This is a genomic window from Streptomyces sp. NPDC057697 (genome assembly GCF_042799335.1).
GTDB lineage: Bacteria > Actinomycetota > Actinomycetes > Streptomycetales > Streptomycetaceae > Streptomyces.
Window position 1 is genome coordinate 39,732 of record NZ_JBHVJA010000011.1, and the last position, 22,931, is coordinate 62,662.

18 protein-coding genes are annotated in these 22,931 nt (G+C 72.6%); 3 read left to right on the forward strand and 15 right to left on the reverse strand.

Going from position 1 to position 22,931, the window contains the following annotated elements; genetic code table 11:
• Positions 1 to 34: 34 nt before the first annotated feature.
• The 8 genes from ACFVFH_RS25775 to rimP all read right to left on the reverse strand — a co-directional run bounded on the left by ACFVFH_RS25775 (position 35) and on the right by rimP (position 11,003).
• A complete protein-coding gene (locus ACFVFH_RS25775) occupies positions 35 to 3,802 on the reverse strand; it encodes a trypsin-like peptidase domain-containing protein (RefSeq protein ID WP_383772799.1) in 3,768 nt (1,255 codons plus the stop codon).
• A 204-nt stretch (positions 3,803 to 4,006) separates the two neighbouring features.
• Positions 4,007 to 4,903 (reverse strand): tRNA pseudouridine(55) synthase TruB, encoded by an 897-nt coding sequence (truB, locus tag ACFVFH_RS25780; RefSeq protein WP_383772801.1) that lies wholly within the window; start codon positions 4,901 to 4,903, stop codon positions 4,007 to 4,009.
• Positions 4,900 to 5,355 (reverse strand): 30S ribosome-binding factor RbfA, encoded by a 456-nt coding sequence (gene rbfA / locus ACFVFH_RS25785; protein ID WP_383772803.1) that lies wholly within the window; start codon positions 5,353 to 5,355, stop codon positions 4,900 to 4,902. Before rbfA ends, truB begins: the two co-directional genes overlap by 4 nt.
• Before the next feature lie 25 nt (positions 5,356 to 5,380).
• A complete protein-coding gene (locus tag ACFVFH_RS25790; RefSeq protein ID WP_383772805.1) occupies positions 5,381 to 5,677 on the reverse strand; it encodes a DUF503 domain-containing protein in 297 nt (98 codons plus the stop codon).
• A 167-nt stretch (positions 5,678 to 5,844) separates the two neighbouring features.
• Positions 5,845 to 8,928 carry a translation initiation factor IF-2 gene (gene infB, locus ACFVFH_RS25795; RefSeq protein ID WP_383772807.1) on the reverse strand — a complete coding sequence of 1,028 codons (3,084 nt, stop codon included), beginning with the start codon at positions 8,926 to 8,928 and terminating at the stop codon, positions 5,845 to 5,847.
• A gap of 147 nt (positions 8,929 to 9,075) precedes the next feature.
• Positions 9,076 to 9,354, reverse strand: a complete 279-nt coding sequence (locus tag ACFVFH_RS25800) for a YlxR family protein (RefSeq protein ID WP_383772809.1) — start codon at positions 9,352 to 9,354, stop codon at positions 9,076 to 9,078.
• 108 nt (positions 9,355 to 9,462) lie between these two features.
• A complete protein-coding gene (nusA, locus tag ACFVFH_RS25805; protein ID WP_147971225.1) occupies positions 9,463 to 10,503 on the reverse strand; it encodes a transcription termination factor NusA in 1,041 nt (346 codons plus the stop codon).
• A 2-nt stretch (positions 10,504 to 10,505) separates the two neighbouring features.
• Positions 10,506 to 11,003, reverse strand: a complete 498-nt coding sequence (rimP, locus tag ACFVFH_RS25810; protein ID WP_383772811.1) for a ribosome maturation factor RimP — start codon at positions 11,001 to 11,003, stop codon at positions 10,506 to 10,508.
• A 177-nt stretch (positions 11,004 to 11,180) separates the two neighbouring features.
• Between rimP and ACFVFH_RS25815 the strand changes: the two genes are divergently transcribed.
• From ACFVFH_RS25815 to ACFVFH_RS25825, 3 genes are read left to right on the forward strand one after another with little or no spacing between them, the layout of a single operon-like run.
• Positions 11,181 to 11,708, forward strand: a complete 528-nt coding sequence (locus ACFVFH_RS25815; RefSeq protein ID WP_383772813.1) for a hypothetical protein — start codon at positions 11,181 to 11,183, stop codon at positions 11,706 to 11,708.
• Positions 11,705 to 12,223 (forward strand): ferritin-like domain-containing protein, encoded by a 519-nt coding sequence (locus ACFVFH_RS25820; protein WP_383772815.1) that lies wholly within the window; start codon positions 11,705 to 11,707, stop codon positions 12,221 to 12,223. The genes ACFVFH_RS25815 and ACFVFH_RS25820 overlap by 4 nt, the downstream gene beginning before the upstream one ends.
• 28 nt (positions 12,224 to 12,251) lie before the next feature.
• A complete protein-coding gene (locus ACFVFH_RS25825) occupies positions 12,252 to 13,157 on the forward strand; it encodes an aminoglycoside phosphotransferase family protein (protein ID WP_383772817.1) in 906 nt (301 codons plus the stop codon).
• A gap of 290 nt (positions 13,158 to 13,447) precedes the next feature.
• Here ACFVFH_RS25825 and ACFVFH_RS25830 read toward each other — a convergent pair whose 3' ends face one another.
• The 7 genes from ACFVFH_RS25830 to ACFVFH_RS25860 all read right to left on the reverse strand — a co-directional run bounded on the left by ACFVFH_RS25830 (position 13,448) and on the right by ACFVFH_RS25860 (position 22,862).
• Positions 13,448 to 15,142, reverse strand: coding sequence for a proline--tRNA ligase (locus tag ACFVFH_RS25830; protein WP_383772819.1), 1,695 nt, complete (start codon positions 15,140 to 15,142; stop codon positions 13,448 to 13,450).
• A 36-nt stretch (positions 15,143 to 15,178) separates the two neighbouring features.
• Positions 15,179 to 15,793, reverse strand: coding sequence for a GNAT family N-acetyltransferase (locus ACFVFH_RS25835; protein WP_383772821.1), 615 nt, complete (start codon positions 15,791 to 15,793; stop codon positions 15,179 to 15,181).
• Positions 15,794 to 15,856: 63 nt separating this feature from the next.
• Positions 15,857 to 16,702: a GNAT family N-acetyltransferase gene (locus ACFVFH_RS25840; RefSeq protein ID WP_383772823.1), complete on the reverse strand. Its 846-nt coding sequence runs from the start codon at positions 16,700 to 16,702 to the stop codon at positions 15,857 to 15,859.
• A 186-nt stretch (positions 16,703 to 16,888) separates the two neighbouring features.
• Positions 16,889 to 18,043 (reverse strand): flavodoxin-dependent (E)-4-hydroxy-3-methylbut-2-enyl-diphosphate synthase, encoded by a 1,155-nt coding sequence (ispG, locus tag ACFVFH_RS25845; protein WP_383772825.1) that lies wholly within the window; start codon positions 18,041 to 18,043, stop codon positions 16,889 to 16,891.
• Positions 18,044 to 18,223: 180 nt separating this feature from the next.
• A complete protein-coding gene (locus ACFVFH_RS25850; RefSeq protein WP_383772827.1) occupies positions 18,224 to 19,534 on the reverse strand; it encodes a M50 family metallopeptidase in 1,311 nt (436 codons plus the stop codon).
• Complete coding sequence (dxr, locus tag ACFVFH_RS25855) at positions 19,531 to 20,784, reverse strand: 1-deoxy-D-xylulose-5-phosphate reductoisomerase (protein WP_383772829.1); 1,254 nt, start codon at positions 20,782 to 20,784, stop codon at positions 19,531 to 19,533. Before dxr ends, ACFVFH_RS25850 begins: the two co-directional genes overlap by 4 nt.
• 131 nt (positions 20,785 to 20,915) lie before the next feature.
• Positions 20,916 to 22,862 carry an acyl-CoA dehydrogenase family protein gene (locus ACFVFH_RS25860; protein WP_383772831.1) on the reverse strand — a complete coding sequence of 649 codons (1,947 nt, stop codon included), beginning with the start codon at positions 22,860 to 22,862 and terminating at the stop codon, positions 20,916 to 20,918.
• Positions 22,863 to 22,931: the final 69 nt, after the last annotated feature.

A 22,931-nucleotide genomic window follows, 5' to 3' on the forward strand; every position in this document is an offset into this window, starting at 1 on the left:
TCCTCGCCCGAACCCGTGTACGTGAGATTGCCTGTTACGCAGGTCTAAGACTGCCATGCTCACGCCCCGCGGCCTGCATCGGCATCGCCTTCCGGCTTCCCAGCGCCTCCACCGTCCGCCGTGCGCTCGGGCCGACGAGCACCGCCCATTCCCGCGGGGCGTCGGCCAGCCACCCGGTGACCAGGGCGGCGAATCCGGGCACGTCACGGGCGAGTTCGACCAGTCGGCGGTCGAAGCGGGCCGCGCCCTCGGGGGTCCGGACCAGGAGCGTCCCGGTGCGGTGGACCAGGGCGCGGGTGCGGGCCGGGGCGCGCTCGCCGGAGCCGGTGGCGGCGGCCCGCAGCAGCGCGTCGAGCACGGCCGGGTCCCGGTGGGCCTCCTGCTCGAAGTCCAGCAGGACCTCCAGCAGCTGGTCCCGCAGCGGCCCGGAGGCGGGGCTGCCGGGCGCGGCGAGCACCCCGGCCAGCGCCCCGCGTACCGGCGGCGGCACGGGCCGGTCCCGCAGCAGCCCGGTGACCAGCGGCAGCAGCAGGGCACGGGCGGCGGCGCCGCGCTCCAGCCGCCGGGCTACGTACTCGGCGGCGTGCACGGTGTCGTCCGGGTGGCTGTCGATGTAGGCGCGCACCAGTCCGGCGGCGTGCAGGGCGAGCGCGGGGGCCTCGATCCCGGCAAGCGAGCGGAGCGTCTCGCCCGCTCCGTCGCCCGGCCGGGTGAGCCGCTCCCGGAGCGCCGCGAGCACGGGTTCCGGATGGGAGGGCAGGGCGGCGGCGAGCGCCTCCGCGGGCAGCCCGGACGCCCCGGCGACGAAGGCCCGGAGCGCCTGCGGGAGGTGGCGTTCCCTGGTCCGCGGATCCTGTACGAGCAGGGCGAGCGCGGCGCCGTGGAGGGCGGCGTCCGCCGGGCGGGCCAGCAGGGCCAGGGCCGACCGGCGCAGCAGCTCGCGGTCGGCTTCGAGGGTGGCGTGCGCCGAGGTGACCAGCGCGTACGAGGCGGCGGCGGTGCGGCGGGCGGGCCGGTCCTCGTCGTGGGCCCAGCGGTGCACGGCCCGGCAGAGCGCGCCGGGGGCGTCCTCGGCCAGCGCGGCGAGCAGTTCCTCGGCCCTGGGGTGGGCGGTGGAGACCAGCGCGTCGGTGAGGTCGTCGACGGCCAGGTCCCGGCGGGCGTGGAGGAGCGCCTGGGCGGCGGTGGCCACGGTCGGCCGCATCGTGTCCCCGTCCCCGGCGGGGAGCGGGCGCTCGTCGGTGAACCAGTCGCACAGCAGGGGCTGCACGGTCCGGGGCCGGGCGGCGAGGCGTCGCGCGACGGCGTCCAGGAACCGCTCGCCGTGGCCGTCGGGGGGCGTGTCGCGGGTCCGGTCGGCGCCGGGCGGCCCGTCCGCGGGGACGAGACGCCGGAACAGGTCGATCCGGTCCTGCTCGGACAGTGCGAGCCGCCGCCAGAACCAGGGCCCGAACACGGCGTACGTCCCCGGCCCCGCGGGCGCGCCCGCGGCCGCCCGGCGCACGACTCGCCCGGCCAGGAGCCGCAGCACGCCGAGGTAGGGACGGGCGTCGGGCACCCGGAGCAGGGTCTCCGAGAGCAGCCGGACCGCCCACCAGCGGGCGTCGTGGCACGATGCCCGGTCGGCTCCGACACCGGCACCGTCCTCGGCCGCCGGATCCGCGCCCGGTCCCTCCGTCGCCGCTTCCGCCGCCGTCAGCCGGTCCAGCGCGCCGACGAGATCGGCCAGCTCGTGGGAGAGCGCGGCGGGGCCCTGTCGGCGGCCCAGGAGCAGCAGGGCCTGGAGCACCGGGCCGATGCGATGGCGCGGCACGGGCAGGGTGCGCGGCCCGGCCGCCCGGGTCCGCGCCGCCGGGTCCTGCACAGGCGCCGTCTCCGCCCTCGTACGCGGCTCCGCGGGCACCGCCGCGGCCGGTTCGCGTCCCGGGTGCGGGCTCCTCGGCCGCGGGACCCGGTGCCCGGCCGCCGGGCCCGGCCCCGGCCCCGGCCCCTCCTCCTGCGCGTGCCGGCGGTGGACCAGGGCGTACAGCGCCGCGGTCACGTCCAGGTGGGCGCCCTGCACCCAGTCCCCCAGCTCCTCGTGCGCGAAGCGGTAGCCCGCGCCCGCCGGGACGAGCAGGCCCTCGGTGAGGACGGCCGACGCCCAGCCCGTGCGCCAGGGGAAGACCTCCTCGAACGCCTCCCGGTCCAGTTCCCCCTGCCCGGGGCCCAGACAGCGCCGCGCCGCCTCGTGGACCTGCCCCGCCACCCGGGCGGCCAGCCTGCGGACCGCGCCGCCCCCCGGCGCCGGGCCGGAGGCGGCCGCGATGCGGACCGCGACGCGCAGGCACATCAGGTCCAGATGGGCGCCGAAGACCTCCTCGGTGTCGGGCTGCCCGTCGACGTCGCCCGGCAGCGCCGCACGCACCTCCGCGAGCAGCCGCAGGGTGAGCGGGTGCCGTTCGTGGCCGGGGGCGAGCGCCCCGGGCGGGATGGCGTACCGCTCCCGGGCCCGTTCGGCCTGGGCCGCGGTGAAGTCGCCCAGCCGGACCGCGGAGGGCAGCCGCCCGGCCGGTCTCGTGGGCCGGTGCAGCGCCCCGGGCGGGCAGAGCGCGCCGGCCGTCTCCCAGTGCTCCGGGCCGCAGGCGATCACGAGCCTCGCCCCGTTGTCCCGCAGCCATGCGACGGTGGCCCGCGTCCACCGGGCCGGCTCCAGGGCCAGCGCCGGAGGCATCTCCTCGGGGCCGTCCAGCAGGACCAGCAGCGGGCTCCCGGACTCCTCGGCCAGCCGGGCCACCCGCTCGGGGGTGGCGCTCGCCATGTCGCCCCGGGCCCCGGCGGCGGTGACGATCCGGCCGGCCCTGCGCAGCGTACGGGCGACGGCGTCGGCGACCGAGGTGTCGTCGGCCAGCAGGTCGGCGCCGCGCAGCCAGAGGGTGGGGGCGGGGACCGGGCCGCGTGCCCGGCGCGCGGTGAGCGCGGCCAGCTCGGTGGTGCGGCCGGTGCCGGGTGCTCCGACGAGGCCGAGGACGACGGCGGGACCGTCCGGCGCCGTCGCGGCGCTGGGCGGCGACGCGAAGGCGGTGAGTTCCGCGACGACGTCCGGGCGCTCCACCGGATCGGGGCAGGCGGACAGGCCGTCCGACGAGCCGAGCGAGGTGGCGGTGAGGTGCAGGGCGCCCGCGAGGTTGAGGTCTCGCCCGTATCCGGGGACGCTCGTGGCGTTGCGCCGCAGCAGGGCGTCGAGCGGGCCGCCGGTGTCCGCCGCCCACAGCGGCACGGCGAAGGCGCCCGGGTGTCCGGCGCGCAGCGCCCTGCCCAGTACGGCGATGACCGCGCCGCTCTCCGGGTCGAGGACGGGCCCGCCCACGGCGGCGCCGCCGAGCCACAGGGCGTCCCGGCCGTCCGTGCCGAGCGCCAGCTCCAGCGCCGCGCCGATCCGGTGGGCGCGGCCGTGCGCGGTGTACGTCACGGGGGCGGTGCCGAGCACCCGGGCCTCGCGCCAGCCGTGCGCGGCGATCGTCACATACGTACCGGCGTCGATCCGGCCGCGCAGGGCGATCGGGACCGGCTCCACGCCCAGCTCGCCGGGGCCCGTGGTGGGCAGCAGGGCGAGGTCCAGCTCGGGCAGCGCGATGATGTCGGCGGCCTCAACGGTGCGGCTGCGGCCCTCCGCCCCGTGCAGGACGGACCGGGCGAGGCCGGCCACGGCTTCGTGGCTGGTCAGCACCGTGCCCCGGTCGTCCGCGACGAATCCGGTCCCCCTCGGCCGGCCGGCCGGATCGCAGATGCGTACCAGCGCTGTCCGGTCCCCGCTTCCCATGGTCCGACGGTAGGTCGGATGATCAGCGCATGGGCCACTCGGAGTAAAAGCGCCCCCGAATGCACCCCTGATTCACTCCGAGCGCCTGCTCGTTGGGGTGAATTGACGGCGCCCGGTGGACAGAACATGTGAGGGACCGTGGAGCGGGCGCAGGGAGCTGCCCCGCCCGCTCCACGATGACGGCCCCGCGGACCGGGCCGTCCGTCAGGCAAATACGGCCAGGCTCTTGGCCTTGCCCTTCTGCTCCTCGACGAGGACCAGGAACCGGCCGTCGGGTCCGAAGACACCGACCGGCCCCGGCGGAAAGGCCGGCATGTCCAGCCGTACGCCGTTCAACAGGAGCTTGGCCCGCTTCTCGTCCACGTCCCAGCGGGGGAAGGCCGAGGCGGCGGCCTCGGCCACCGGCATCACGGTCAGCTCCTGCTGGTGCTGGTCGAGCGTCCGCGCCGCGTCGAGGCCGTAGGGCCCGACCCGGGTGCGCCGCAGTGCGGTCAGATGTCCGCCGACGCCGAGCCCGGCGCCGAGGTCCCGGGCGATCGCACGGATGTACGTACCCGAGGAGCAGACCACCGAGACGACCAGGTCGACGACGGGCGTGCCGTCCTCGGCGGTCTCCGGGCGGACGTCGTATACGCGGAAGGACGAGATCGTCACCGGCCGGGCCGGGATCTCGAACTCCTCGCCGCCGCGCACCCGCGCGTAGGACCGCTTGCCGTCGATCTTGATGGCGCTGACCTTGGACGGCACCTGCATGATCGGTCCGGTCAGGGCCGCGACCCCGGCGTCGATGCCCTCCCGGGTCACCCCGGAGGCGTCGGCGGACGAGGTGATCTCGCCCTCCGCGTCGTCCGTGACCGTGTTCTGGCCGAGCCGGATCGTGCCGAGGTACTCCTTCTCGGTCAGCGCGAGATGGCCCAGCAGTTTGGTGGCCTTCTCGACACCGAGTACGAGAACCCCCGTCGCCATCGGGTCCAGCGTGCCGGCGTGGCCGACCCGGCGGGTCCGGGCGATGCCGCGCATCTTGGCGACGACGTCGTGCGAGGTGAAGCCGGACGGCTTGTCGACGATGACAAGGCCGTCCGGCGTTTTCTGCGATGTCATTCGGAGGCGGCGTCCTCGTCGTTCTCGTCGTCCGCCTTGCGGTACGGGTCGGCACCACCGGCGTACGTGGCGCCCGAGGACGCCTCGCGCACCCGTGCGTCCGAGGCCCGCGCCCGGTCGAGGAGGTCCTCGATCGCCTTGGCGTTCTCCGGGAGGGCGTCGGCCACGAAGGCCAGCGTGGGGGTGAACTTCGTCCCCGCCGCCGCTCCGACCGCGGAACGCAGGATTCCCTTGGCGCTCTCCAGACCGGCCGCGGCGCTCGCCCGCTCCTCGTCGTCGTCGCCGTAGACCGTGTAGAAGACCGTGGCCTCCCGCAGGTCGCCGGTGACCCGGGTGTCCGTGATGGTCACGTGCGTACCCAGACGCGGGTCCTTGATACCGCGCTGCAGTTTCTCGGCGACCACCTCCTGGATGAGGTCCGCCAGCTTCTTCGCCCGCGCGTTGTCGGCCACTGGTCCGTCTCCTTCTTCGCCTTGCTCAATCGTCTTCGTCGCTGTGGACCCACCGTCGTACGGACAGCAGCTCCACTTCCGGGCGGGCGGCCACCAGCCGCTCGCACCGGTCCAGAACATCTGTGAGGTGTCCGGTGTCCCCGGAGACCACGGCAAGGCCGATCTCGGCCCTGCGATGGAGATCCTGACCGCCCACCTCCGCCGCGCTCACCGCGAATTTGCGCTGGAGCTCGGCGACGATCGGACGGACGACTGAGCGCTTCTCCTTCAACGACCGTACGTCGCCGAGGAGCAGATCGAAGGACAGTGTCCCCACATACATGTGTGTCCGGATGTCCCGCCGGTTCGGGTTCGCGCCCCGCCAGTGCTTGGCAGGGACACCAGAACCGTACACGGAACGGCCGGGGCCGATCGACGGAAATACGACCCGTCGACCGGCCCCGACCGTGCAGGGAGATCCGGGGGTCTCCCCCCGGGATTCCCCGTGGATCAGCCTCGCGGCTTCTCGCGCATCTCGTACGTCGCGATGACGTCGTCGATCTTGATGTCGTTGAAGTTTCCGAGGTTGATACCGCCCTCGAAGCCTTCGCGGATCTCGGTGACGTCGTCCTTGAAGCGGCGCAGACCGGAGATGTTGAGGTTCTCCGCGATGACCTTGCCATCGCGCAGCAGGCGCGCCTTGGTGTTGCGCTTGACCTCGCCGGAGCGGACCAGCACACCGGCGATGTTGCCCAGCTTGGACGAGCGGAAGATCTCGCGGATCTCCGCCGTACCGAGCTCGACCTCTTCGTACTCCGGCTTGAGCATGCCCTTGAGGGCCGCCTCGATCTCCTCGATGGCCTGGTAGATCACCGAGTAGTAGCGGACGTCGACGCCCTCGCGCTCCGCCATCTGCTGGGCACGCCCGGCAGCGCGGACGTTGAAGCCGATGACGATGGCGTCGGAGCCGGTCGCCAGGTCGATGTCCGACTCGGTGACCGCACCCACACCGCGGTGCAGGACCCGGATGTCGACCTCTTCGCCGACGTCGAGCTGGAGCAGCGAGGACTCGAGAGCCTCCACCGAACCGGACGCGTCGCCCTTGATGATGAGGTTGAGCTCCTGGACCAGACCGGCCTTGAGCGCCTCGTCCAGGTTCTCCAGGGAGAACCGGACGCCCTTGCGGGCGAAGTTGGCGTTGCGCTCACGGGCGGCACGCTTCTCGGCGATCTGACGGGCCGTACGGTCCTCGTCGACCACCAGGAAGTTGTCGCCGGCACCCGGGACGTTGGTGAGACCGAGCACGAGGACGGGGGTCGACGGACCCGCTTCCTCGACGTTGTTGCCGTTGTCGTCGAGCATCGCCCGGACCCGGCCGTACGCGTCGCCGACCACCATGGTGTCGCCGATGCGCAGCGTGCCGCGCTGGACCAGGACCGTCGAGACGGCACCGCGGCCGCGGTCGAGGTGGGACTCGATCGCGATGCCCTGCGCGTCCTGCTCCGGGTTGGCCCGCAGGTCGAGCGAGGCGTCCGCGGTCAGGACCACGGCCTCCAGCAGCTGGTCGATGTGCAGACCCTGCTTGGCGGAGATGTCGACGAACATCGTGTCGCCGCCGTACTCCTCGGCCACCAGACCGAACTCGGTGAGCTGACCGCGCACCTTGGTCGGGTCGGCGCCCTCGACGTCGATCTTGTTGACCGCGACCACGATCGGCACGTCGGCCGCCTTGGCGTGGTTCAGCGCCTCGATCGTCTGGGGCATCACACCGTCGTTCGCCGCCACCACGAGGATCGCGATGTCGGTGGACTTCGCACCACGGGCACGCATGGCTGTGAACGCCTCGTGACCCGGGGTGTCGATGAAGGTGATCTTCCGGTCCTCGCCGTTGACCTCGGAGGAGACCTGGTAGGCACCGATGTGCTGGGTGATGCCGCCGGCCTCGCCCGCGACGACGTTCGTCTTGCGGATCGCGTCCAGCAGTCGGGTCTTGCCGTGGTCGACGTGACCCATGACGGTGACGACCGGCGGACGCGGGATGAGCGCCTCTTCGCCGCCCTCGTCCTCGCCGAACTCGATGTCGAAGGACTCCAGCAGCTCGCGGTCCTCCTCCTCGGGGCTGACGATCTCCAGGACGTAGTTCATCTCGTCCGCGAGCAGCTTGAGGGTGTCGTCGGAGACGGACTGCGTCGCCGTGACCATCTCGCCGAGGTTCATCATCACGGCGACGAGCGACGCCGGGTTGGCGTTGATCTTCTCCGCGAAGTCGGTGAGGGAGGCACCGCGCGACAGACGGACGGACTGTCCGTTGCCGCGGGGCAGCATGACGCCGCCCACCGACGGGGCCTGCATGGCCTCGTACTCCTGGCGCCTCTGCCGCTTCGACTTGCGGCCACGACGCGCGGGACCGCCGGGACGGCCGAACGCGCCCTGTGTGCCACCACGGCCACCGGGGCCGCCGGGACGTCCACCGAAGCCGGGACGACCGCCGAAGCCGCCGCCACCGCCGGGACGACCCGCACCGCCACCGCCGCCGCCACCGGGACGACCGGCGAAACCGCCGCCGCCGCCACCGGGACCGGCCGGACGGCCCGCGAAGCCACCGCCGCCGGGACGGCCCGCGCCGCCACCGCCGGGACGACCGCCGCCACCGGGACCACGGCCACCGCCGGGGCCACCACCGGGACGCGGGCCGGCAGCGGGACGCTGCGGCATCATGCCCGGGTTCGGACGGTTACCGCCCGGGGCACCGCCCGGACGGGGAGCCTGCGGACGGGGCATGCCGCCCGGGGTCGGACGGGCGCCGCCCTGACCCTGGGGCCGCGGAGCGCCACCGGGGCCGCCCTGCGGACGCGGGGCGCCCGGACGGTCCTGGCCGCCGCCGGGACGCGGGGCGCCGCCGGGACGGGGCGCCTGCGGACGGGCCATGCCCGTCGAGCCACCGGAGGTGAAGGGGTTGTTGCCCGGACGGGGACCCGCCGGACGGGCGCCGGGGCGCGGTGCGCCCTGGCCTGCGGGACGCGCGGGGCGGTCGCCGCCACGCTCGCCGCCACGCTGGCCACCGTCACGCTGACCGCCGGCCGGGGCCGGACGGGCGGGGCGGGGGCCGGGGGTGGCACCCGCGGGACGCGGGGCCTGCTGCTGCGGGGCAGCCTGCTGGGCCGGAGCCGGGGCCGAGAACTCGGCGGCGGGCACCGGGGTGACCGGAGCGGGCTTCGGCGCGGGCTTGGGGCCCGGACGCGGGCCGGCAGCCGGTGCGGAAGGCGCTGCGGGGGTGCTGCTCGCCGGGGCGGCGGGGGCCGGCTTGGGGGCCGGGGCGCCGGGCTTCGGGGCAGCGGGACGTGCCGCGGCGGCCGGGGAGGGCGCCGCGGGCTTCGCGGGCGTCGCCTTGCGGGGCGCGCCAGGCTTTGCAGCGGACTTGCCGGCGTTGCCGCCGGGCCCCTGCAGTGCGTCAGTCAACTTGCGTACAACCGGCGCCTCGATCGTCGAGGACGCCGAACGGACGAATTCACCGAGTTCTTGGAGCTTGGCCATGACGACCTTGCTCTCGACGCCGAACTCCTTGGCGAGTTCGTATACCCGGACCTTAGCCACTTCGCTCCTTTTAGGTCCGGGTTACCGCCGGACCGTCGCTACTTCATGGGCGTACTCATCGCGTACTCATCGAGTGCTCATCGCAATCTCGACCTACTTCCAACTCGCGAGGTACCTGACCGCACGGGGTCCCGTGCCGTTCATTTCTTACGGTGTCACCCGCTCGACGAACCGCAGCACCGCTGCGGGGTCGAACGGCCCCTTGGCCTTGAAGGCCCGGGGGAAGGCCCGGCGGCGAACCGCCAGGTCCAGACAGACGGAGACGGGGTGTACATAGGCACCCCGGCCGGGCAGCGTACCGCGAGGATCGGGAACGCAGGCGTCCCCGTCCACCACGATGCGCAGCAGCTCGCTCTTGGCCGCCCGCTCCCGGCATCCCACACAGGTTCGCTCAGGGCAAGCGCGGGCGTGCGTCCGGCCAGACACGTTTAAGTCTACCTCCCCGCACCGACCTCACCCCTTTGGGGCAAAAATCGAACGGATGTTGTCGTGATCTCAGCGGCATACCCCTGAGATGTATTCCCTGCCGACCGGTCAGCGGCGCTCGGAACGCTCGCGGGCGCGCTCGGCCCGCTCCCGGTCCGCCACGTCGCGCTCGGCGTCGGTCTCGGTGTCCGGGCGGATGTCGATGCGCCAGCCGGTGAGACGGGCGGCGAGGCGGGCATTCTGCCCTTCCTTGCCGATCGCCAGCGACAGCTGGTAGTCCGGCACGGTGACCCGGGCGGAGCGGGCACCGAGGTCGACGACCTCGACCTCGCTCACCCGTGCGGGCGACAGCGCGTTGGCGACCATCTCCGCGGGGTCGTCCGACCAGTCCACGATGTCGATCTTCTCGCCGTGCAGCTCGGCCATGACGTTGCGCACCCGGCCGCCCATCGGGCCGATGCAGGCGCCCTTGGCGTTCAGCCCGGAGCGGGTGGAACGGACCGCGATCTTGGTGCGGTGACCGGCCTCGCGGGCGATGGCGCAGATCTCGACGGAACCGTCGGCGATCTCCGGCACCTCCAGCGCGAAGAGCTTCTTCACCAGGTTGGGGTGGGTGCGCGACAGCGTCACGGACGGCCCGCGCACACCCTTGGCGACGCGTACGACGTAGGTACGCAGCCGCAGGCCGTGGGTGTACTCCTCGCCCGGCACCTGCTCCTGCACCGGCAGGATCGCTTCCAGCTTGCCGATGTCGACCAGGACGTTCTTCGGGTCCTTGCCCTGCTGGACGACGCCGGTGACGACATCGCCCTCGTGGCCGGCGTACTCGCCGAACGTCCTGTCATCCTCGGCGTCGCGCAGCCGCTGCAGGATGACCTGCTTGGCGGTGGTCGCGGCGATCCGGCCGAAGCCGGAGGGGGTGTCGTCGAACTCCTTGGGCTCCTGGCCCTCTTCGAGGTCGGCCGGGTCCTCCTTCGCCCACACCGTCACGTGCCCGCGCTCGTCGAGCTCGACCCGCGCGCGGCGGTGGCTTCCGTCGGTACGGTGGTAGGCGATGAGGAGGGCCGACTCGATCGCCTCGACGAGCACGTCGAAGGGGATCTCCTTGTCCTGTGCCAAGCCCTTCAAGAGCTTCACGTCGATGTCCACGGCTACGCCTCCTCTTCCTTCTTGTCCTTGCGGCTGAATTCGATCTCCACGCGCGCCTTGGCGATCTCGTCGAAGGCGACCCGGCGGGACGTGGGCCTGCGGCCCTTGACGCCCGGCACTTCGAGGTCGAGCCCCTCTTCGTCCACGGCGAGGATGCGGGCCACCAGCTCGCCGCCCTCGCGCAGGTGCAGCTTGGCCAGGCGGCCCGTGGCGCGTACGTAGTGGCGGTGCTCCGTCAGCGGACGGTCGGCACCGGGGGAGCTGACTTCGAGGACGTACTCGTCCTCGCCCATCGCATCGGTCTCGTCGAGCTTCTCGGAGATCGCGCGGCTCAGCTCGGCGCAGGCGTCCAGCTCCACGCCTTCCTCGGAGTCCACGATGATCCGCAGCACGCGGCGGCGGCCGGCCCGGGACACCTCGATCTCTTCGAGATCCAGCTGTTCGGCGCTGACGAGCGGTTCGAGCAGCCCGCGCAGCCTCTCGCTCTGGGTGGTGCTCATCCGGGTGACTCCTCGGCCGCGTGTGCTGTTGTGGGGATCGTCGCGTGTCAGGTCAAAGGGTATCCGGTCCCGGGGGGTGTTGCCGTCCGCCTCCTTCGCGGCCGCGGGTACGCTCGCCTGCGGTGATCACTTCAGGACAGATCCAGTCAAGACAGGGCCAAGCCCGAAGGAGAACAGGTGCGGCGCACGGGGACGACGCGCAGAGGTGTGTTCACCGCGACGGGGGCGGTCGCCCTCGGGGCGGTGCTCGCCGGCTGCGGTGACGGGTCCGGTGGCGGGGAGGGCTCCGGCCGGTCCGGGACGGCGACCGCCGCCGAACAGGCCGCCGCGGCACGGGCGGACAGGAGGATCCGGGCGGCCGCCGCGCGCACCAGCCTGGAACTGCTCGGCGGGTACGAACGCGTGGCCAGGGCCCATCCGGCGACCGCCGCCGGGCTGGCGCCGCTGCGGGACGCCGTGCGCGCCCACGCCGAGGCGCTGACGCCCTCCGCCGGGCAGCCGACCGCCCTCCCCCGGTCGTCCGCGACCGGTGCACGGGCCGCCGTCCGGGAGCTGGCCACCGCGGAGCGCCGTGCCGCGGACGCGCGTCTGGCGGCCCTCGTGGAGGCCCCGCCGGAGCTGGCCCGGCTGCTGGCGTCGATCGCGGCGGCCGACGCGGCCCACGCCTATCTGCTGACCGAGCTGGCCAAGGAGACCTCGTCATGAGCACCGGGACACGGAAGGCCGCGCAGGCGGCCCTGGCCGCCGAGCACGCGGCGGTGTACGGGTACGGGGTGGTCGGCGGCCGGGTCGCCGAGGGCCGCCGGGCCGAGGCCACGGCGGCCCACCACGCGCACCGGGCCCGGCGCGACGCGCTGGTGCGGACCGTGCGCGGGCTGGGCGGTGAGCCGGTGGCGTCGCAGGCCGCGTACGCCCTGCCGTTCGCGGTGCCGGACCCGGCCGCGGCGGTGCGGCTGGCGGCCCTGCTGGAGGACCGGGTCGCGGGCGTGTACTCCGATCTCGTCCGGGCCGCCGAGGGCTCGCTCAGGCGGGAGGCGGCCGACGCCCTGCGGGAGGCCGCGGTGCGCGCGGTCCGCTGGCGGGGCAGCGGCGTAGCCTTTCCCGGGCTCGCCGAGCGGAGCGCCGGCTCCGCGGGCGCGAGTACGGGGCCGGCCACGAACGCCGGCTCCGCCGCGAAGGGCGGGGCCGATATGACGAACGGGTCCGGTCCGGCGCACTGAAGAAGCTCTGAAAGGGAACAAAACACGTATGGGTTTCGAACCGCCGCAGCGTCTGGTGCGGGCGCTGGGCGAGTCGTACGGGGATCAGGCCGCCGCCGACTGGCTCGCGCGGCTTCCCGCACTGACCGGGGAAGCGCTGTCCGCCACCGGGCGGGAACCGGCCGTGGAGCGGGTGGCCGCCCCGGGGGGCCGCAGCAGTCTGGTCCTGCTGGTGACCTGCGCCGACGGCACCCCGGCCGCGCTGAAGATCGCCCCGTCCGAGGCCGCTCCGGAGCTGGAGCGGGCGGCACTGGCGCACTGGAACGGCTGGGGCGCGGCGCGGCTCCTCGCCTCCGGACCGGGCACGCTGCTGCTGGAACGGCTGCACCCGGAGGTGTCGCTGCGCTCGCTGCCGGAGGCGAAGGCGCTGCTCGAAGCGGCCGGGACGGTACGCAGGCTGTGGGTCGAGCCGCCGGCCGGGCACGGTTTCGAGACGGTCGAGGAGCGGACCGGGCGCCGTGTCGCGCCGATGCTCGCCGGTGCGGCGGCCGATCCGGAACTGGAGCCGCTGGTCTCCGCGGCGCTGGCGGCCCGCGAGGAGCTGGTCGCCCACTCCCCCGAGCTGCTGCTGTTGCACGGCAACTTCCGCCAGAGCAAGGTGCTGGCGGGCGAGCGGGTGCCGTGGCTGACGGTCGGTCCCGAGCCGCTGGTCGGTGAGCGTGCCTACGATCTGGCGCGGCTGGTGCGCGACCGCGTCGAGGACCTGATCGCCTCGCCGGGCGGGGCGATGACCGCGCGCCGGAGGATCAAGAAGCTCGCCGACTCGCTCGATGTGGACCGGGAGCGGCTGCACGGCTGGACGCTCTTCCGCGCGGTGGAGTCGGGGACCCGGGCGATGGCGGGCGGCCGCCGCCAGGAGGGCGAGCTGACGCTGGAGTTCGCGAGCTGGCTGTAGGGCGCCTCTTCGAACTGCGGCCGTCCGGTGCGTGCGATCGCCGGGCGGAGGACCGTCTCCGTACTGGATCTCCGACGGCACGGCGAGCGTGCGTGCCGGGCGTCGGGCGGCGGACGGCAGTTCGAAGACAGGGCCCGGGGCGCCTGACGAAAGCGGAGTCGGCCGCCCGAAGCGCAGGTCCGGCGGTGTCCGGTGCGTGCGGCGTTTTCGGCCCGCGCCCTGGGACGTGTGACGTGTGACGGGCCGCAGGCCCCCGCGCGGTGCGCGGGGGCCTGCGGCTTTCTCCGGTGTCAGGCGGTGAGGCGGGCGATCGCCTCGTCGACCGTCAGCTCCTCGCGCTCGCCGGTGCGGCGGTCCTTCAGCTCCAGGACGCCCTCGGCCGAGCGGCGGCCGGCGACCAGGATCTTCGGGACGCCGATGAGCTCGGAGTCGGTGAACTTGACGCCGGGCGAGACACCGGGACGGTCGTCGACCAGGACGCGCAGGCCCGCGGCGTTCAGCTTCTCGGAGACGTCGAGCGCCAGCTCCGTCTGGAGCGCCTTGCCCGCGGCGACCACGTGCACGTCGGCCGGGGCGATCTCGCGGGGCCAGCAGAGCCCCTTCTCGTCGGCGGTCTGCTCGGCGAGGGCGGCCACCGCGCGGGAGACGCCGATGCCGTACGAGCCCATCGTGACGCGGACGGGCTTGCCCTGCTGGCCGAGGACGTCGAGGGAGAAGATGTCGGCGTACTTGCGGCCGAGCTGGAAGATGTGGCCGATCTCGATGGCGCGGTCCACCTGGAGGCCGGTGCCGCACTCGGGGCAGGGGTCGCCCGCCTCGACGACGACGACGTCGAGGTAGTCGTCCACCTCGAAGTCGCGGCCCGCGACGACGTTCTTCGCGTGCTTGCCGTCCTTGTTGGCGCCGGTGATCCAGGCGGTGCCGGGGGCGACGCGCGGGTCGGCGATGTAGCGGACCTTCTCCAGGCCCTGGGGGCCGACGTAGCCGCGTACCAGGTCGGGGCGGCCCACGAAGTCCTCGGCGGTGACGAGCTCGACGACGGCCGGGGCCAGGTGCTCGCCGAGCTTGCCGAGGTCGACCTCGCGGTCGCCCGGCACGCCCACGGCCACGATCTCGCCGTCGACCTTGACCAGCAGGTTCTTCAGGGTCGCGGAGGCCGGGACGCCGAGGTGCGCGGCGAGGGTCTCGATGGTCGGGGTGTCGGGGGTGTCCAGCTCCTCGACGGGGCCGTGCGCCGAGCCGTCGGCGGGGGTGGCCTTGAAGGTCACGGCCTCGGTGTTGGCGGCGTAGTCGCAGTTCGGGCAGTCGACGAAGGTGTCCTCGCCGGCGGGCGCGGGGGCCAGGAACTCCTCGGAGGCGGAGCCGCCCATGGCGCCGGAGACGGCGGAGACGATGCGGTGGTCGAGGCCGAGCCGCTCGAAGATCCGGATGTAGGCGCCGCGGTGGAGCCGGTACGCCTCGGCGAGACCCTCGTCGGTGGTGTCGAAGGAGTACGAGTCCTTCATCTGGAACTCGCGGCCGCGCAGCACACCGGCCCGGGGACGGGCCTCGTCGCGGTACTTGGTCTGGATCTGGTAGAGGATCACGGGCAGGTCCTTGTAGGACGAGCACATGTCCTTGACGACCTGGGTGAAGATCTCCTCGTGGGTGGGGCCGAGGAGGTAGTCGGCGCCCTTGCGGTCCTTGAGCCGGAACAGCAGGTCGCCGTACTCCTCGTACCGGCCGCTCGCCTCGTACGCCTCCTTGGGCAGGAGCGCGGGGAGCAGGACCTCCTGGCCGCCGATGGCGTCCATCTCCTCGCGGACGACGCGGGTGATGTTCTCCAGGACCTTCTTGCCGAGCGGCAGCCAGGTCCAGATTCCGGCCGCGGTGCGACGTACGTAACCGGCCCGGACGAGCAGCTTGTGGTTGAGCGTCTCGGCGTCGGCCGGGTCGTCGCGCAGTGTCTTGATCATCAATCGGGACATGCGCTGGACCTGGGCCATGGTGAACTCCTGCTCGGAAGGGTGATGTGCAGGAGGTTAGCCGGGCGGTGCGGGTGGGCGGAAATCCGTTGTTTCCGAGTCCCGGCCCCTGCGGCGCAGTGGGAGCGGGGCTCCCATGACCGCGTACGGCATGGGAGCGCTGGGAAAGAGCACCTGCCGGGCCAGGTCCTGGTAGCCGAGACTGCGGTACAGGCCACGTGCCGGGCTGTCGGTGTCGATGGCGGAGAGGATGGACCGGGGCTGGTCCACGGCGTCGGTGATGGTGGTGATCAGCGTGCGTCCGATGCCCCGGTTCTGGAACAGCGGCAGGACGTGCAACTCGGTGATGACGAAGGAGTCGTCGAGCCAGTGGACGCTGCCGGTGGCGCGGAGATAGGGCTCGACGACGGTGGACCACCACTGGCCGCGTTCGTTCGGCATGCCGTAGACGAAGCCGACCAGCCGCTCGTCGGCGGTGGTGGCGCCGAGGGCGCGGGCGCAGGGGTGGTCGAGGTGTCTGAGGACGATATGGCGCCGTACCTCGATCTCCTCGGGGCCCAGCCCGAAGGCGACGGCCTGCACGGCGAGCGCCTCGTCGACGCGCGCGGCGAGGTCGATCGGCCCGATCCGGACGCTGGGGACAGGGGGGCCGCCCCCGGAAAGTGCTGCCATGCGCCGACCCTACTGGCCGGGGCGGTGCGTGGGATACGGCTGGGTGGCGCTGCCGCCCGGCGGTCAGAACAGCACGCTCATGAACGCGCCGGTCTCCCGGAAGCCGACCCGGGCGTAGGCCCGGCGCGCGGGGGTGTTGTAGTCGTTCACATAGAGGCTGACGACGGGGGCGACATCGGCCAGCGCGTAGCGCAGGACCGCGGCCATGCCCGCTTCGGAGAGTCCGCGGCCGCGGTGTTCGGGGGCGACCCAGACGCCCTGGATCTGGCAGGCCTGCGAGGTCGCGGCGCCGATCTCCGCCTTGAAGAGGACCTTGCCGTTCTCGATCCGGGCGAAGGAGCGGCCGGCTCCGATGAGCTCGGCGACGCGTGCCTGGTAGAGGAGTCCGCCGTCGCCCGCGAGCGGGGAGATGCCGACCTCCTCGGTGAACATCGCCACGCAGGCCGGCATCAGGACGTCCATCTCGTCCTTGCGGATCCGGCGGACCAGGGGGTCGGGGGTCACATCGGCGGACGGGCTCTCGGTGACCATCAGCGGCTGGTTGGCGCGGACTTCGCGGGCGGGGCCCCAGCCGGGTTCGAGGAGCCGCCACAGCTGGGCGGTGGGTTCGGCGGGGCCGACGATGGAGGAGCAGCGGCGGCCGGCCCGGCGTGCCCGGTCGGCGAAGGCGCGGACGGCCTCGGGGGTGGCGCAGATGGGGACGAGGTTGGCGCCCGAGTAGCAGAGCGAGCGGAGCCGGCCGTCGGCGTACCAGCCCCACATCTCGCCGCCGAGGCGCCAGGGGTCGAGCCCCGCGATCCGGACCCGGGAGGTCACGAAGGCGTTGGCGACGGGCTCGCTCTCCAGGACGGCGAGGGCGGCACCGAGGTCGCTGGGTTCGAGGACCCGGGTGGTGGTCTGCGTCAACACGAGGGGGCCTCACCATACGGTCTGCTGATTTCCGCACTGTAACCGAAGCGGATCGTCCGTGCCGCCCGTGCCGGGGAACAGGGGCCGGGGCGGGCCGTGAGGTCGCTCACGACCGCGCCCCGCCGGACGGTGTCCGTCCGACGGGGCGCGGTGGTGCGGGTCATGGGTTCCGGCCGGTGCCGTGGTTCAGCCGACGGAGACCTCGGGCTCGCCGGAGGCGATGCCGTCCTTCTCCATCTGCTCGGCGATCTTCAGGGCTTCCTCGATCAGCGTCTCCACGATCTTCGACTCGGGCACCGTCTTGATGACCTCGCCCTTCACGAAGATCTGCCCCTTGCCATTGCCGGACGCCACACCCAGGTCCGCCTCGCGCGCCTCACCCGGACCGTTGACGACACAGCCCATCACGGCCACCCGCAACGGCACCTCCATGCCCTCCAGACCCGCCGACACCTGATCCGCCAGCTTGTACACATCCACCTGCGCACGCCCGCACGACGGACACGACACGATCTCCAGCCGCCGCTGCCTCAGATTCAACGACTCCAGGATCTGGATCCCGACCTTGACCTCCTCGGCCGGCGGCGCCGACAACGACACCCGGATCGTGTCCCCGATCCCCTCCGACAACAGCGCACCGAACGCCACCGCCGACTTGATCGTCCCCTGGAACGCCGGACCCGCCTCCGTCACCCCCAGATGCAACGGATAGTCACAACGCGCCGCCAGCTGACGGTACGCATTCACCATCACCACCGGATCGTTGTGCTTCACCGAGATCTTGATGTCCCGGAAACCGTGCTCCTCGAAGAGCGACGCCTCCCACAACGCCGACTCCACCAACGCCTCCGGCGTCGCCTTCCCGTACTTCGCCAGCAACCGCGCATCCAGCGAACCCGCGTTCACACCGATCCGGATCGGCGTCCCCGCCTCCCCCGCCGCCCGCGCGATCTCCTTCACCTTGTCGTCGAACTGCTTGATGTTCCCCGGATTCACCCGCACCGCCGCACAACCCGCGTCGATCGCCGCGAACACGTACTTCGGCTGGAAATGAATATCCGCGATCACCGGGATCTGCGACTTCCTCGCGATCACCGCCAACGCGTCCGCGTCGTCCTGCGTCGGACACGCCACCCGCACGATCTGGCAGCCCGACGCCGTCAGCTCCGCGATCTGCTGCAACGTCGCACCGATGTCCGACGTACGCGTCGTCGTCATCGACTGCACCGACACCGGCGCGTCCCCGCCCACCGCAACCGACCCGACCTGGATCTTGCGGCTGACCCTCCGGTCGGCGAGCTTGGTCGGAACGGACGGAATTCCGAGAGAAATCGCAGTCATGCGCTGAGCATCCCCAAGGTGTGGATCAAGGTCCCGAGATCGGCGGGCTCCGGCCTTCGAGGTTACGGCACCCGCGGCGGACCGGAGCACACCCCGTCCGGGACCGCCGCACAAATGCGACGGCCCGGACACACACTGTGTGCCGGGCCGTCACCCGTGGTGCACGGGATGGCTGGTGGGTCAGGAGATCTTGACCGGATTCACGATGTCGGCGACGAGCACCAGCAGGGTGAAGCAGATGAAGACTCCGGCGACGACATAGGCGACGGGCATCAGCTTGGCCACGTCGAAGGGGCCCGGGTCGGGGCGCTTGAAGACCCGGGCGACATTGCGGCGCAGGGCTTCCCAGAGCGCTCCGGCGATGTGCCCGCCGTCGAGCGGCAGCAGGGGCAGCATGTTGAAGAGGAACAGCGAGAGGTTGAAGCCCGCCAGCAGGAACAGCATCATCGCGATCTGGTTCTGCGCCGGTACGTCCAGCGTCATCACCTCGCCGCCGATCCTGGCCGCGCCGACGACTCCGACCGGGGAGTCGGCCGCGCGCTCGCCGTCGCCGAAGGCGGCGTCCCACAGGCCCGGGATCTTGGACGGGAGGGCGATGATCGAGTCGACGCCGTTCTCGACCATGTCTCCCATGCGGACGACCGAGTCACCGAAGGAGAGCGGGACGATCTCCGTCCGGGCGGCGAAGCCGAGATAGCCGGCGTCCACGAACTTGCCGGGCACGACCTCGCCCTTGGAGTCCTTCTTCGCCACCGAGTTCTTCTGGAGCACGGCGTGGAGGGTCTTCTCCTGGCCGTCGCGCTGGATGGTGAGGGTGGCGGGGCCGATGGTGTCGCGGATCTTCTCGGAGAGCGTGTCCCAGTCGTCGACCTTCTGGCCGTCGAAGGCGACGATCCGGTCGCCCTTCTTGAGCCCGGCCTCCGTCGCGGGCGAGACCGGGTCGGACTTCTTGCACGTGTCGCGGTTCTGGCTCTGGTCGATCACGCACTTCTGGACACCGGCGACCTCGGTGGTCTGGGTCTGGAAGCCGAAGGTCATCGCCACACCGATGAAGATCGCGACGGCGAGGACCAGGTTCATGAACGGTCCGGCGAACATCACGATGACGCGCTTCCACGGCTTGCGCGTGTAGAAGAGGCGCTTGTCGTCACCCGGTTCGAGCTCTTCGAAGGCGGCGGACCTGGCGTCCTCGATCATGCCGCGCCACGGGGAGGTGGACCGCGCCTCCACGCGGCCGTCCTCGCCCGGGGGGAACATGCCGATCATGCGGATGTAGCCGCCGGCCGGGATGGCCTTGATCCCGTACTCGGTGTCGCCCTTCTTCCGCGACCAGACCGTCGGCCCGAACCCGACCATGTACTGGGGGACGCGGATGCCGAAGAGCTTGGCCGTCGACAGGTGCCCGAGCTCGTGCCAGGCGATCGAGAACAGCAGACCGATGACGAAGACGACGATGCCCAGAATCGTCAACAGGACCGTCGTAATACTCATGCGCGCGCCTCCGCTGTCGCTTTCGCCGAGAGTTCACGGGCCCGGGTGCGTGCCCAGGTCTCCGCTTCCAGGACGTCTGCGACCGTGAGCGAAGTTCCCGTGGCGGGGGTGCCGTGTTCGGCCACCACCGCCGTGACCGTATCCATGATTCCGTTGAACGGCAGCCGTCCGGCGAGGAATGCGTCGACACATTCCTCGTTGGCGGCGTTGAAGACGGCCGGGGCGGTGGCACCGAGCGTGCCGACGTGCCTGGCCAGGCCCACGGACGGGAAGGCCTCGTCGTCGAGGGGGAAGAACTCCCAGCTGGAGGCCCTCGACCAGTCGAAGGCGGGGGCGGCGTCCGGGACCCGGGCGGGCCAGCCGATGCCGATGGCGATCGGTCCCCGCATGTCCGGGGGCGTGGCCTGGGCGAGGGTGGAGCCGTCGGTGAACTCCACCATGGAGTGGACGTACGACTGGGGGTGGACGACGACCTCGATGCGGTCGAACGGGATGTCGTAGAGGAGATGGGCCTCGATGACCTCCAGCCCCTTGTTGACCAGGGTGGCGGAGTTGATCGTGATGACCGGTCCCATGGCCCAGGTCGGGTGGGCGAGGGCCTGCTCGCGGGTGACGTCCGCCAGCTCGCTCCTGGTCCGTCCCCGGAAGGGGCCGCCGGAGGCGGTGACGACCAGCTTGCGCACATCGGCGCGGGTGCCGGCGCCCAGCGCCTGGAAGAGCGCGGCGTGTTCGGAGTCGACCGGGATGATCTGGCCGGGCTTCGCCAGCGCCTTGACCAGCGGGCCGCCGACGATCAGCGACTCCTTGTTGGCCAGCGCGAGCGTACGGCCGGCTTCCAGCGCGGCGAGCGTCGGGGCGAGTCCGATCGAGCCGGTGATCCCGTTGAGCACGGTGTGGCAGTCGCTCGCCGCCAGCTGCGCGGCGGCCTCGGGCCCTGCCAGGATCTCGGGGAGCGGCTCGCCCGTCCCGTACTGCTCGCGCAGCGCCTCGCGCAGGGCCGGTACGGCGTCCGGTGCGGCGACGGCCACGGTGCGCACCCGCAGGCGGTGTGCCTGCTCGGCGAGGAGGGCGACCCGTCCGCCCGCGGCGGAGAGCGCCGTGACGCGGAAGCGGTCGGGGTTGCGCAGCACCAGGTCGATGGCCTGGGTGCCGATGGATCCGGTGGAGCCGAGGATGACGAGATCCCGGCGGCCTTCCGCTGCGTCGAAGACGAGGTGCGGGTCGGCGAGGGGGGCAGGGCTGTCGCTCATGCCCCCCATTGTTGCCGCATCGCCTGTGTGCGCGGACAGCGCGTCCCGTGCACGGGGTGGACCGGAGCCCGGCCGGAGGCGGGGGCGGGGCGCGTCCGTGGGTGGACGTGCCCCGCCCGGTGGCCGGCGGTTCAGCCGATGGTCCGGTGGACGTTCTCCCGGGCGGACGGCCCCGGGGTGGCGTCGGCGATCCACGGCCCGTCGCCGCTCGGGTCGATGACGCCCTCCTCCAGCCAGCCGTACGCGCCGGACAGGATGCCGTCGACCAGACGCCGGTCCAGGTCGTCGGTGTTGGACCACAGACGGGTGAAGAGCTCCTCGACGCGGATCCGGGACTGGTGGCAGAACACGTCGGCGAGCCGGTACGCCTCGCGTCCGTGCTCGTCCGAGGAGCGCAGCAGCTCGGCGCGGACACAGGCGGCGCTCATCGCGAAGAGTTCCGCGCCGATGTCGACGATCCGTCCCAGGAAGCCCTGCTTGGTCTCCATCCGGCCCTGCCAGCGGGACATGGCGTAGAAGGTGGAGCGCGCGAGCCTGCGCGAGGACCGCTCGACATAGCGCAGATGGGCGGAGAGATCGGGGTGGCCGGGCGGGTGGAACTCGGCGTAGGTGCGCGGGAGCTGGCCCGGTCCGGTGACGAGCCGGGGCAGCCAGCGGGCGTAGAAACCGGCCGCGTTGGCACCTGCCTTGGCCTTGGCGGAGAGGGGTTTGTCGGGGTCGATGATGTCGCCCGCGACCTTCAGATGGGCGTCGACGGCCTCCCGGGCGATCATCAGGTGCATGATCTCGGTCGAGCCCTCGAAGATCCGGTTGATCCGCAGATCGCGCAGGAGCTGTTCGGCGGCGACGGCCCGCTCGCCGCGGGCGGCGAGCGACTCGGCGGTCTCGAAGCCGCGTCCGCCCCGGATCTGGACGAGTTCATCGGCCATCAGACAGCCCATCTCGGAGCCGTACAGCTTGGCTAGGGCGGCCTCGATGCGGATGTCGTTGCGGCTCTCGTCCGCCATCTGCGAGGAGAGGTCGACCACCGCTTCGAGGGCGAAGGTGGTCGCGGCGATGAAGGAGATCTTGGCGCCGACGGCCTCGTGCCGGGCGACCGGCCTGCCCCACTGCTCACGGGCCGCGGACCACTCGCGGGCGATCTTCAGGCACCACTTCCCGGCGCCGACGCACATGGCGGGCAGCGAGAGGCGTCCGGTGTTGAGCGTGGTGAGGGCGATCTTGAGCCCGGCGCCCTCGGGGCCGATGCGGTTCGCGGCCGGGACCCGCACCCGGTGGAAGCGGGTGACGCCGTTCTCCAGGCCGCGCAGGCCCATGAAGGCGTTGCGGTGCTCGACGGTGATGCCCGGGGAGTCCGCCTCGACGACGAAGGCCGTGATGCCGCCCTTGTGGCCCTCCGACCTCGGCACCCGGGCCATCACGACGAGCAGGTCGGCGACGACGCCGTTGGTCGTCCAGAGCTTCACCCCGTCGAGGACGTAGTCCGGGCCGTCCGGGACCGCGGAGGTGGCGAGCCGGGCCGGGTCGGAGCCCACGTCCGGTTCGGTGAGCAGGAACGCCGAGATGTCGGTACGGGCCAGCCGGGGCAGGAAGGTGTCCTTCTGCTCCTGGCTGCCGAAGAGCTTCAGCGGCTGCGGCACCCCGATGGACTGGTGGGCGGAGAGCAGCGCACCGATGGCCGGGCTCACGGAGCCGACCAGCGAGAGGGCCTTGTTGTAGTAGACCTGGGTCAGGCCGAGGCCGCCGTACTTGGGGTCGATCTTCATCCCGAGGGCGCCGAGCTCCTTGAGGCCGCGGATCACTTCGTCGGGGATCCTCGCCTCGCGCTCGATCAGGGCGCCGTCGATCCGCGTCTCGCAGAACTCGCGGAGCCGGGCGAGGAACGCCTCGCCGCGCCGGACGTCGTCGGCGGGCGGCAGCGGATGCGGATGGATCAGGTCGAGCCGGAAGCGCCCGAGGAAGAGTTCCTTGGCGAAGCTCGGCTTGTGCCAGTCCTGTTCGCGCGCGGCCTCGGCCACCTGGCGCGCTTCGCGCTCGGTGACCCGGGGCGTGTTCTTCGGTGCGGATGGTGCGGACATGAGGAGCTCACCTCGCCGCGTTCGTGGGTGGGGGACGCGGCTGGTCCGCGTGGGCCGCGCCCATCGGTA

Coding starts and splice junctions, on each gene's coding strand:
- ACFVFH_RS25775 (WP_383772799.1), bottom strand. CDS start 3,802: ATGGGAAGCGGGGACCGGACAGCGCTGGTACGCATCTGCGATCCGGCC.
- truB (WP_383772801.1), bottom strand. CDS start 4,903: ATGACATCGCAGAAAACGCCGGACGGCCTTGTCATCGTCGACAAGCCG.
- ACFVFH_RS25790 (WP_383772805.1), bottom strand. CDS start 5,677: ATGTATGTGGGGACACTGTCCTTCGATCTGCTCCTCGGCGACGTACGG.
- rimP (WP_383772811.1), bottom strand. CDS start 11,003: ATGAGCACCACCCAGAGCGAGAGGCTGCGCGGGCTGCTCGAACCGCTC.
- ACFVFH_RS25820 (WP_383772815.1), top strand. CDS start 11,705: ATGAGCACCGGGACACGGAAGGCCGCGCAGGCGGCCCTGGCCGCCGAG.
- ACFVFH_RS25825 (WP_383772817.1), top strand. CDS start 12,252: ATGGGTTTCGAACCGCCGCAGCGTCTGGTGCGGGCGCTGGGCGAGTCG.
- ACFVFH_RS25830 (WP_383772819.1), bottom strand. CDS start 15,142: ATGGCCCAGGTCCAGCGCATGTCCCGATTGATGATCAAGACACTGCGC.
- ACFVFH_RS25835 (WP_383772821.1), bottom strand. CDS start 15,793: ATGGCAGCACTTTCCGGGGGCGGCCCCCCTGTCCCCAGCGTCCGGATC.
- ispG (WP_383772825.1), bottom strand. CDS start 18,043: ATGACTGCGATTTCTCTCGGAATTCCGTCCGTTCCGACCAAGCTCGCC.
- ACFVFH_RS25850 (WP_383772827.1), bottom strand. CDS start 19,534: ATGAGTATTACGACGGTCCTGTTGACGATTCTGGGCATCGTCGTCTTC.
- dxr (WP_383772829.1), bottom strand. CDS start 20,784: ATGAGCGACAGCCCTGCCCCCCTCGCCGACCCGCACCTCGTCTTCGAC.
- ACFVFH_RS25860 (WP_383772831.1), bottom strand. CDS start 22,862: ATGTCCGCACCATCCGCACCGAAGAACACGCCCCGGGTCACCGAGCGC.